This is a genomic window from Streptomyces sp. NPDC000941 (assembly GCF_053599555.1).
The window spans coordinates 1-9236 of sequence record NZ_JBSFMM010000332.1; the positions used below are offsets into that span (position 1 = coordinate 1).

Below are 9236 nucleotides of genomic sequence, written 5' to 3' on the forward strand. Positions count from 1 at the left end.
CAAGAAACTTTTTTTATTTTTGGTGTTATTGGTTTTATGATTTTTAATAACCACTACAACCCCCCCCGTCCCCCCCCCCCCGGGGCCCCCCCCCACGGGGGTTCGGGCCCCGACGGCAGGGGTCAGCTGGTCATGTCGCGGCGCCGCAGCCCCCATAGCCCCGCGGCCGTCAGCACGGCCGAGAGTGCGAGCAGCCATACGAACGGCGTCGCCGACACGCTCTCGCCCGGGAGCTTCGGCAGATGGCTGAAGGGGGAGAGATCCAGCACGGGCTGGGGCGCGTTGAGCGCCGGGCCGAGCCAGCCGATGGCGACGACCACTCCGACGACGGCCCAGCCGAGGGATGTCGTGTAGTTGGGCAGCAGGCCGAAGAGGAAGACCAGCAGGCTGGTGACCACCCACAGCGCCGGGACCTGGGCGAGCGCGGCGCCCAGGACGCGCGGCAGCTGGCCGCCCAGGTCGTCGGCCGCGGCTCCGTAGACGAGGCCCATCGCCAGCCCGCCGGCGGCGAGGACGGCGACCGGGCCGAGGTAGGCGATGACGAGGTGGCTCGCGGCCCACCGCAGCCGGCTGACGGCGTTGGCCAGCAGCGGTTCCGCGCGCTGGTCGGTCTCCTCGCTGCGCAGCCGCAGCACCGCACTGGCGGTGTGGACCGTGAGGACCACGCCGACGACGGCGACCATGGCGGCGAGGAAGGCGTCGTTCAGGTTCTGCGCCCCACCCATGCGCTCGATGAGGTCGCGGTTCTTCTCGCTGTCTCCGATGATGTCGTCGGCGCCGTTGGCGACGCCGCCGAGCCCGGCGGCGGAGATGGTGATGCCGATGCCCCAGCCCAGCAGGGTGCCGCGCTGGAGGCGCCAGGCCAGGCCGTACGCGCCCCGCAGGGAGTTGTCGGCGGAGGCGGGGCCGGGGCGGGACGCGAAGAATCCGGCGCCGATGTCGCGGCGGCCCGCGAGGACGTAGGCCGCGGTGAACGAGACGGCTGCGAAGGCGACCAGCAGCAGCAGTGCCCACCACCGCTCGTTCGCGAACGGCCGCGTGTACTCCGCCCAGCCGATGGGCGAGAGCCATACCAGTACATGGCCGGAGCCCTTCGCCCCGTCCTCGGTCGCGTCGCCCAGCAGGCGCAGCATGTACGCGATGCCGACGGCACCGGCGGCCAGGCCCCTGGCCAGCCGCGCGTTCTCCGTGGTCTGGGCGGCGACGGCGGCCAGACCGCCGAAGGCCAGACCGGTGAGGCCGACGGCCAGGCCCAGGGCCAGCGCGCCGCCGCTGCCCTCGCCCGCGAGCGTGGCCGTGATCAGCAGGGCGATGGCGGCGTTGGCGATGGCCATGGTGAGCAGGGCGGAGGTCAGGCCGGCGCGGCGGCCGACCATACCGGCCGACAGCGCCTCCTGGCGGCCCGACTCCTCCTCCTCGCGGGTGTGCCGGATCACCAGGAGCACACTCATGATCCCGGCGAAGGCCGCGAGGAAGACGCCCACGCGCCAGGCGGAGAGCGCGCCGTACGAGTCGCCGAACGCGACGCCGAGCATCGACCGCATCGAGCCGTTGCCGTTCATGTCGTGCACGACTTCGGCACGGTCGGCGGCCGTGTCGTATGTGCTCTTCATCCGGCCGAGGGTGCTGCTGCCGGTCAGGCCGATGGCCAGCACCCACACCGGGATCAGGATCCGGTCGCGGCGCAGCGCGAGCCGCAGCAGCGTGCCGGTGCCGGCCAGGTCGCGGGAGCCGGTGCGCTCGGGGGCCGCGACGCGGGTGTCGGCTACGGCGGTCATCGGGCGACCGCCTCTGCCTCGTCGCGGATGTCGTCCTGGTAGTGGCGCAGGAAGAGCTCTTCCAGGGTGGGCGGGGTGGAGATGAGGCTGCGCACGCCCGACTCGCTGAGCTGCCGCAGCACGGCGTCCAGCTTGTCGGTTTCGACCTGGAGCTTGACGCGCTTGCCCTGGATGTCGAGGTCGTGGATGCCGGGGAGGGCGGAAAGACCGTTGGGCGGGCCGGAAAGTTCGGCGGTGACGGAGGTGCGGGTGAGGTGGCGGAGCTCCGCGAGGGAGCCGGTCTCGACGGTGCGGCCCTTGCGGATGATGCTGACCCGGTCGCAGAGCGCCTCGACCTCGCTGAGGATATGGCTCGACAGCAGCACCGTACGGCCCCGCTCCCGCTCCTCGATCACACAGTCCCGGAAGACCTCCTCCATGAGGGGGTCGAGCCCGGAGGTGGGCTCGTCCAGGATCAGCAGGTCGACGTCCGAGGCGAAGGCGGCGACCAGCGCGACCTTCTGCCGGTTGCCTTTGGAGTAGGTGCGTCCCTTCTTGGTGGGGTCGAGTTCGAACCGCTCCAGCAACTCCGTGCGCCGGTCCTGGTCGAGGCCGCCGCGCAGCCGCCCGTACAGGTCGATGACCTCGCCACCGCTGAGGTTGCGCCACAGGGTGACGTCGCCGGGCACGTAGGCGATGCGGCGGTGCAGCTCGACCGCGTCGTGCCAGGGGTCCTTGCCCAGGAGCTGGACCGCTCCGCTGTCCGCCCGCAGGAGGCCGAGCAGGACGCGGATGGTGGTGGACTTCCCGGCCCCGTTGGGCCCGAGGAAGCCGTGGACTTCGCCTGTCTCGACCTCCAAGTCGAGGCCGTCCAGCGCATGCGTGCGGCCAAATGACTTGTGGAGGCCGGAGATGGAGATTGCCGTTGTCATGCTTCTGAAGCTACGCTAGTTTCATAAAATTGTGAAGTTAGTGAAGCGTATAAACTGATATTGAAAGAGTGAACAAGTGGGCGAAGGGAGATGAGGCGGCGGTGACGGAGGTGACGCGGCAGGAGAGCGCGCGCGACGGCGAGGCTGAGGACTTCGAGCGCGACGAGGAGGCGGTGTCGCAGTTCGTCGAGCGGTTCGCCGCGGACATGACCGAGGCCGGGATGCAGCGGATGGGCGCCCGGGTCTTCGCCGCCCTTCTCGCCTCCGACTCCGGCAAGCTCAACGCCGCCGAGATCGCCGAGATGCTGCGGATCAGTCCGGCCGCGGTCTCGGGCGCCGTCCGCTACCTGGCCCAGGTGAACCTGATCTCCCGCGAGCGCGAGCCGGGCTCGCGGCGCGACCAGTACCGCCTCTACAACGAGGTCTGGTACGAGGCCGTGTCCAACCGCGACCAGATCCTCACCCGCTGGCACCACACGATGCAGGACGGTGCGAAGGTGCTCGGTCCGCACACCCCGGCGGGGGCGCGGGCGATCAGGACCGCGGAGTTCTACGCGTTCATGCAGCAGGAGCTGCTCGACATGCTGGCGCGCTGGCGGGCCCACCTGGAGGACGCCCGCCATGACACGCCCCGCGTGGGAGACCAGAAGACGGGCTGACTCTCCCGGCAGCTCACTCCCCCCGGGGGATCATCAGGCGCCAGGCCTCGGTGAGGACCGTCCAGGTGCGGGTGCGCACCGGGCCACGGGTCAGGGTGTCCGCGTGGTAGCGGAAGTCCGGGCCCGAGACGGTGACCGCCCGCGCCCGCGCGCGGACCGGGCCGGACCCGGCACACGGGTGCACCACGACATCGGCCAGGCCGCCGCGGCCCGCCGCGGCCGTGGACACCGAGACCCGCTCGACCGGCCGGTCCAGATCGGCCAGCAGCACCCCGTCCGCCTCCACCCGCAGCCGCTGCGCGGGCGGCCGGGTCCGCCGCCGGGAGCCGCCCAGGCCGCCGCCCGGCAGCGACAGCAGCGTCAGCGCGGTGCGCGCGGTACGGGCCGCGGGGGTCCACCACGGCTGATGGCCGTCGTCGTACCCGCCCGTACCGCCGCCCGCGCCGCTGCCCGCCCCGCTTCTGCTTCCGTCTCCGTCTCCGTCCCCGTCCCCGCCCCTGCTCCCGTCCTCGTGCGCGCCCCTGCTCGCGTCCCCAGCCCCGCCGGCGTCCTGGTCCCCGCTGCCCGGCTGCTCCCCGCCGAAGATCCGCAGGCCCCCGAGGACCACCCCGCCGCTCTCGTCGACCAGCAGGTCACGCCGGTGCGCGGTGCCGTCGAGCGCCGTACGCGCCGCGCTCACCGCGTCCGTGGGCAGGCCCAGGGCGCGGGCCAGGGCCACCGTGGCCGAGCCGCCCACCGGCACCACCGACAGCGCCGCGTCCGCCAGCTCCCGCTTGCGGTGCAGCAGCTCCACGGTGCGCAGCAGGGCCCGGTGGTCACCGACCACGACGGGCCGCCGGCTGCCACGGCGGGCGAGCGCCCGCTCGACCTCGTCGGGCCCCTCCGGCAGGCAGATTTTCGCAGATGCGCCCGCACACAGCACATCTTTCGCGATCCGCACCGACTCCCCGTCGGTTCGACGGGCGGTGGGGTCGATGAGCACAAGCAGGGGGCGCCCCCGGACGGCGTCCGGGGAAACCTGCCAGGGATCTGGAGCCGACACCTCGGTCCTTCCTCAGGTAATCTCTCGGTGCAAGAGCCCCTGTCGCTGTTGCGCCAGGGGCTTCGTCTATCCGGGGCACCGGTTCGACGGCTCTTGTGGTGGCACACGCCACCGCGCACGTTGGACATGCCCCGCCCGGAAGGGGTGTACGCCTGTGCCCGCACTTGTGCTGCTCGGTGCTCAGTGGGGTGATGAAGGCAAGGGAAAGGCCACCGACCTGCTCGGTGGCTCGGTGGATTATGTGGTGCGCTACCAGGGCGGCAACAACGCCGGCCACACGGTCGTCGTCGGCGACCAGAAGTACGCGCTCCACCTCCTCCCTTCCGGAATCCTCTCCCCGGGATGCACCCCGGTCATCGGCAACGGCGTCGTCGTGGACCCGGCGGTCCTGCTCTCCGAGCTGAGCGGGCTGAACGCGCGCGGCATCGACACGTCCAAGCTGCTGATCAGCGGTAACGCGCATCTGATCACTCCATATCACACCACCCTCGACAAGGTGACCGAACGCTTCCTCGGAAAGCGCAAGATCGGCACCACCGGTCGGGGCATCGGCCCGGCCTACGCCGACAAGATCAACCGTGTCGGCATCCGGGTGCAGGACATCTTCGACGAGTCGATCCTGCGGCAGAAGGTCGAGGCGGCCCTCGACTTCAAGAACCAGGTCCTCGCCAAGCTCTACAACCGGCGCGCCATCGCCATCGAGCAGGTCGTCGAGGAGCTGCTGGGCTACGCCGACCAGCTCGGCGGCTTCGTCGTGGACACCACGCTGCTCCTGAACAACGCCATCGACGACGGCAAGGTCGTCCTCTTCGAGGGCGGCCAGGGCACGCTGCTCGACGTCGACCACGGTACGTATCCCTTCGTCACCTCCTCGAACCCCACCGCCGGCGGTGCCTGCACCGGGACCGGGGTCGGCCCGACGAAGATCAACCGCGTGATCGGGATCCTCAAGGCCTACACCACGCGCGTGGGCGCGGGCCCCTTCCCGACCGAGCTCCTCGACGAGGACGGCGACAAGCTGCGCACCATCGGCGGCGAGCGGGGCGTGACGACCGGCCGCGACCGGCGCTGCGGCTGGTTCGACGCGGTCATCGCGCGCTATGCGACCCGGGTCAACGGCCTGACCGACTTCTTCCTCACCAAGCTGGACGTGCTGACCGGCTGGGAGCGGATTCCGGTGTGCGTCGCGTACGAGATCGACGGCAAGCGGGTCGACGAGCTGCCGTACAGCCAGACCGACTTCCACCACGCGAAGCCGATCTACGAGACGCTGCCGGGGTGGTCGGAGGACATCACCCAGGCCAAGTCCTTCGACCAGCTGCCGAAGAACGCGCAGAAGTACGTAGCGGCGCTGGAGGAGATGTCGGGCGCGCCGATCTCGGCGATCGGTGTCGGGCCGGGCCGTGACGAGACGATCCAGATCAACTCGTTCCTGTGAGTCTCTGAGCCTCCGGGTTCCGACCGGGTCTCCGAGGCACGGCTGAATCTCCGAGTCGCGGCCGAAGGGCCTCCTAGCGCATCGCGGGAGGCCCGAAGGCCCCTCCTTCCGGCTGCCAGCGCTGGGGCCGCTGCATCTTGGTGATACGGGTCACCACGATCATCGCGAGCACGGACGCGGGGATCGAGATCAGATCGTTGAAGATGCCCAGGCCGACGGCCGCCTGCTCGTCCTGGTCCGAAGCGGCGACGACCTCCAGCAGCGACTGGGTGACGACGATGAGGAACATCGCCACGCACAGCGCCCACCACCAGTGCAGCACCGCGCGGGAGGCGGGCCGGGTGCCCGGGGGAGTGCTGGAGGTCCAGATGTCGTTGGCGATCTGCTTGGGCAGCCACAGCTGGGCGACCGGGATGAACCACGAGCCGGCCGCGAGGCCGCCGCCGTGCCGCTGGCGGCCGGGCGCGAGAAAGGTGGCGTTCAAGTACACGCGCCGGAACCACACCGGGAACAGCACGACGAGCGTGATTTCCAGCAGCCCGGAGAAGATCTCGAAGATGTCCAGGGAGTCCCTGGCGTTGCTGATCGCCTCCCTGCCACCGTTGTTGCTCAGATACTCCTCGTACGCGCCGAACAGCGTGCCGTTCAGCCCCAGGTGGGCGACGGACAGCAGCGCGAAGGCGCCGAACAGCCACATCAGGGTGGTGCCGAGGCTGCGCGGGGTCCGCAGGTTCCGGGCGGGCGGGGAAGAGATGCGGCCCGGGAAGTGGTGGTGGGCGGCGCCCGGCCAGGGCTGCCCGGCCCCGCCGGCCATCGGATATCCGGGCTGGGCGCCGGAGGCGGGGTAGCCTGCCGCGCCGGGTGCGCCGACCGCGCCGGGTGTGGCCGGGGTCGCGTAACCGCTCGGCGTCCCCGGCGTCGCCGGGCCGGGCGCGGCGGCGCCCACGGACCCGATCGGCCCGGTGGTCCGCAGGGTGGCGGTGTCGGAGTCCGTAGCCGACTCATCGGAGTCCGCTTCCATCTCGAGCAGCTGGAGCGCGTCCCGCCCGAGTTTGGCCAGCAGTTCGCCCGGCAGCCAGGTGCCGGCGGTGGCCGGGCCGGCCTCCGGGGCCGTACGCGCCACCACGTCCTCGACCGAGAGCCGGACGGCCGGGTCCTTGTGCAGACAGCCGGTGACCAGCTCGCGCAGCCCCTCCGGCAGGCCGACGAGGTCGGGCTCCTCCTGGGCTATCCGGTACAGCAGGGCGTGCACCCCGCTGGTCACATTGCCGAACGGCTGCCGGCCGATGGCGGCGAACGCCAGCACCGACCCGAGGCAGAAGACATCGCTCGCGGTGGTCACGGTCTCGCCGCGCACCTGCTCGGGCGACATGAAACCGGGCGAGCCGACGACCCCGCCCGCCACCGTCAGATTGGTGCCCACGCCGGCGATGGTCTCCAGCGCCCGCGCGATACCGAAGTCGATGACGCGCGGCCCGTCGATGGTGATCAGGATGTTGGAGGGCTTGAGGTCGCGGTGGATCAGCCCGGCGCCGTGGATATCGCGGAGCGCGAGGGCCAGTCCGTGCGCGAGGGTCCGTACGGAGTGCTCGGGCAGCGCCCCGAACTGCTCGGCGACGACGTCGTGCAGGGAGGGGCCGCCGATATAGCCGGTGGCCACCCAGGGCACCTCGGCCTCGGTGTCGGCGTCCAGGACAGGCGCGGTCCACTGTCCGCCGACCCGTCTGGCGGCCGCGACCTCACGCTTGAAGCGGCTGCGGAAGTCGGCGTGGCGCGCGAGTTCTGCCTTCACCAGCTTTACGGCGACCGTGCGACCGCGGGCGGAACGGGCCAGGTAGACCCTGCCCATTCCGCCCTCGCCCAGTCGGCCGAGCAGCCGATACTCGCCTATCCACCGCGGGTCCTGGGCCCCGAGGTTCTCCATTGCGGTGCGGCTCCTGTCCGTGTGCGCTCGGTCGACGACGGGGCGATCGACTGACGTGCGTTCGACTGACGGTCGCTCAGCCTACGCGGGTGAACGTCTGCGTCTGGGTCTCATCGCTGCTGTAGTCGTCCGGATCGTCGTACTGCACCCGGAGTTTGTCAGATCCGTCGGCGGTGAAGGTGAGCATGCTGCTCGCCGGACAGGAATCCGCCGGAGTCTCGTCGACGATCTCGCCGAGGCTCAGGACCAGTCCCTTGTCGACCGAGACCAAGTACCGCTTGGTCTCGCACTGGTACCTGTCGCTCTCCCCGAGGTCCTCGGTGACCACCGTGCCGATCGCGCCCTGCTTGATGGTGATCTTCAAGGTGGCGCCGGACACCCCGAACGCGTCCTTGGCCAGCCAGGTGCCCAGGTACTCGTCGGGGATCGGGTTGTCGCCGGGCTTCGAGGGGCGCAGCGTGGCCGAGGCGGAGCCGTCCGAGTTGTTCCAGGCGATGCGGCCGTTGCTGCCGAGTTTCAGGGTCTGTTCCCCGCTGGCGCTGCAGTCGTCCGCGGGGACGCTGGTGGTCACCTCGTCGCTGTCGATGACCAGGAGGCTCTTCACCTCCTTGAGCGTGGCCTTGCCCGCGCAGTAGGAGCCCGGGGACGCGGTGAAGGTCTCGATGATCTTCGAACCGGTGGTGCCCTGGCTGATCACGACGTGGCGGATCTTGCCGGTGGCCGAACCGTTCTCCATGATCTCGCCTTCCCAGGCGCCCACGTACTCCTTGGGGACATCGCCGTTGGAGCCCAGGGACGTCGAGGCGGACGGGTCGGGCGAGGGCGAGTCGTCGCTCTCGGACGGTGACGCCCCGCCCGAGGACGAGGACTTGGCGGGCGGCGTGTGGGTCATCTTGCTGTAGTCCCGCTTCTTCTCCTTGTCGTCGTTGGAGGCGACGTAGGCGAAGGTGGCCGCGCCCGCGATGACCAGCGTCGCGGCGATGGCGGAGGCGATGATGACCGGCTTGCGCCTGCCGCGCTTGGCGGCGGGCGGGGGTGTGGGCGTGGGCGCGGGTCCGAACGGCCCGCCGGGGCCGCCAGGACCACCAGGACCACCAGGTCCGCCCAGGCCGACGGAACCCAGGCCCGAGGGGGGTGTGCTGGGCGTGGCGTCGAAGGAGGTGATCTCCGGCGGCCCGAACGCCTGCGGCGGCGTGGGCGCCGGTTCGGCGGCCTGCGGGGGCATGGCCTGCGGGGTCGCGCCGGGCGGGGTCGCGCCGGGAACCGCGGCCTGCGGAGTGGCGCCCGGCGACGCGGCCTGCGGAGTGGTGCCCTGCGGCGTCGCGCCCGGAGCCGCGGCCTGGGCCGGCTGGGCGGCCTCCGGGGACGGCGCGTCCGGCGCGGCGGCGGCGTTCGCCGCCCGCGGCTCGGGCACCGCGCCCGCGGCGGGCGTCCCGGCCGCGCCCGCGGGCGCGGCAGCCGCCTGTGTCGAGGGTGAGGGCGCG

Annotated in this window: 6 protein-coding genes and 1 pseudogene; 2 read left to right on the forward strand and 5 right to left on the reverse strand. The window is 71.4% G+C overall.

Features of this window, described 5'->3' with window-relative positions:
* Positions 1-122 precede the first annotated feature (122 nt).
* Both ACWDSL_RS49765 and ACWDSL_RS49770 read right to left on the reverse strand, forming a co-directional pair.
* Entirely contained in the window at positions 123-1778 is a 1656-nt protein-coding gene (locus tag ACWDSL_RS49765; RefSeq protein ID WP_450495937.1) for an ABC transporter permease, read from the reverse strand.
* Positions 1775-2689: an ABC transporter ATP-binding protein gene (locus tag ACWDSL_RS49770; RefSeq protein WP_450495939.1), complete on the reverse strand. Its 915-nt coding sequence runs from the start codon at positions 2687-2689 to the stop codon at positions 1775-1777. The genes ACWDSL_RS49765 and ACWDSL_RS49770 overlap by 4 nt, the downstream gene beginning before the upstream one ends.
* 101 nt (positions 2690-2790) lie before the next feature.
* Here ACWDSL_RS49770 and ACWDSL_RS49775 point away from each other — a divergent pair, with 101 nt between their 5' ends.
* The gene (locus tag ACWDSL_RS49775) at positions 2791-3348 is read left to right on the forward strand and encodes a GbsR/MarR family transcriptional regulator (RefSeq protein ID WP_450495941.1); all 558 of its coding nucleotides are present in this window, start codon (positions 2791-2793) and stop codon (positions 3346-3348) included.
* A gap of 13 nt (positions 3349-3361) precedes the next feature.
* On the opposite strand, the gene ACWDSL_RS49780 is transcribed toward ACWDSL_RS49775, so the two are convergent.
* Positions 3362-4390 carry a hypothetical protein gene (locus tag ACWDSL_RS49780; RefSeq protein ID WP_450495942.1) on the reverse strand — a complete coding sequence of 343 codons (1029 nt, stop codon included), beginning with the start codon at positions 4388-4390 and terminating at the stop codon, positions 3362-3364.
* A 154-nt stretch (positions 4391-4544) separates the two neighbouring features.
* On the opposite strand from ACWDSL_RS49780, the gene ACWDSL_RS49785 reads away from it, so the two are divergent.
* Positions 4545-5828 (forward strand): adenylosuccinate synthase, encoded by a 1284-nt coding sequence (locus ACWDSL_RS49785; protein WP_450495944.1) that lies wholly within the window; start codon positions 4545-4547, stop codon positions 5826-5828.
* Between the two features lie 73 nt (positions 5829-5901).
* Here ACWDSL_RS49785 and ACWDSL_RS49790 read toward each other — a convergent pair whose 3' ends face one another.
* Both ACWDSL_RS49790 and ACWDSL_RS49795 read right to left on the reverse strand, forming a co-directional pair.
* A complete protein-coding gene (locus ACWDSL_RS49790; protein ID WP_450495946.1) occupies positions 5902-7752 on the reverse strand; it encodes a protein kinase domain-containing protein in 1851 nt (616 codons plus the stop codon).
* 76 nt (positions 7753-7828) lie between these two features.
* Positions 7829-9236: pseudogene (locus ACWDSL_RS49795) on the reverse strand (hypothetical protein); the annotation flags it as partial.

Coding starts and splice junctions, on each gene's coding strand:
- ACWDSL_RS49770 (WP_450495939.1), bottom strand. CDS start 2,689: ATGACAACGGCAATCTCCATCTCCGGCCTCCACAAGTCATTTGGCCGC.
- ACWDSL_RS49790 (WP_450495946.1), bottom strand. CDS start 7,752: ATGGAGAACCTCGGGGCCCAGGACCCGCGGTGGATAGGCGAGTATCGG.
- ACWDSL_RS49765 (WP_450495937.1), bottom strand. CDS start 1,778: ATGACCGCCGTAGCCGACACCCGCGTCGCGGCCCCCGAGCGCACCGGC.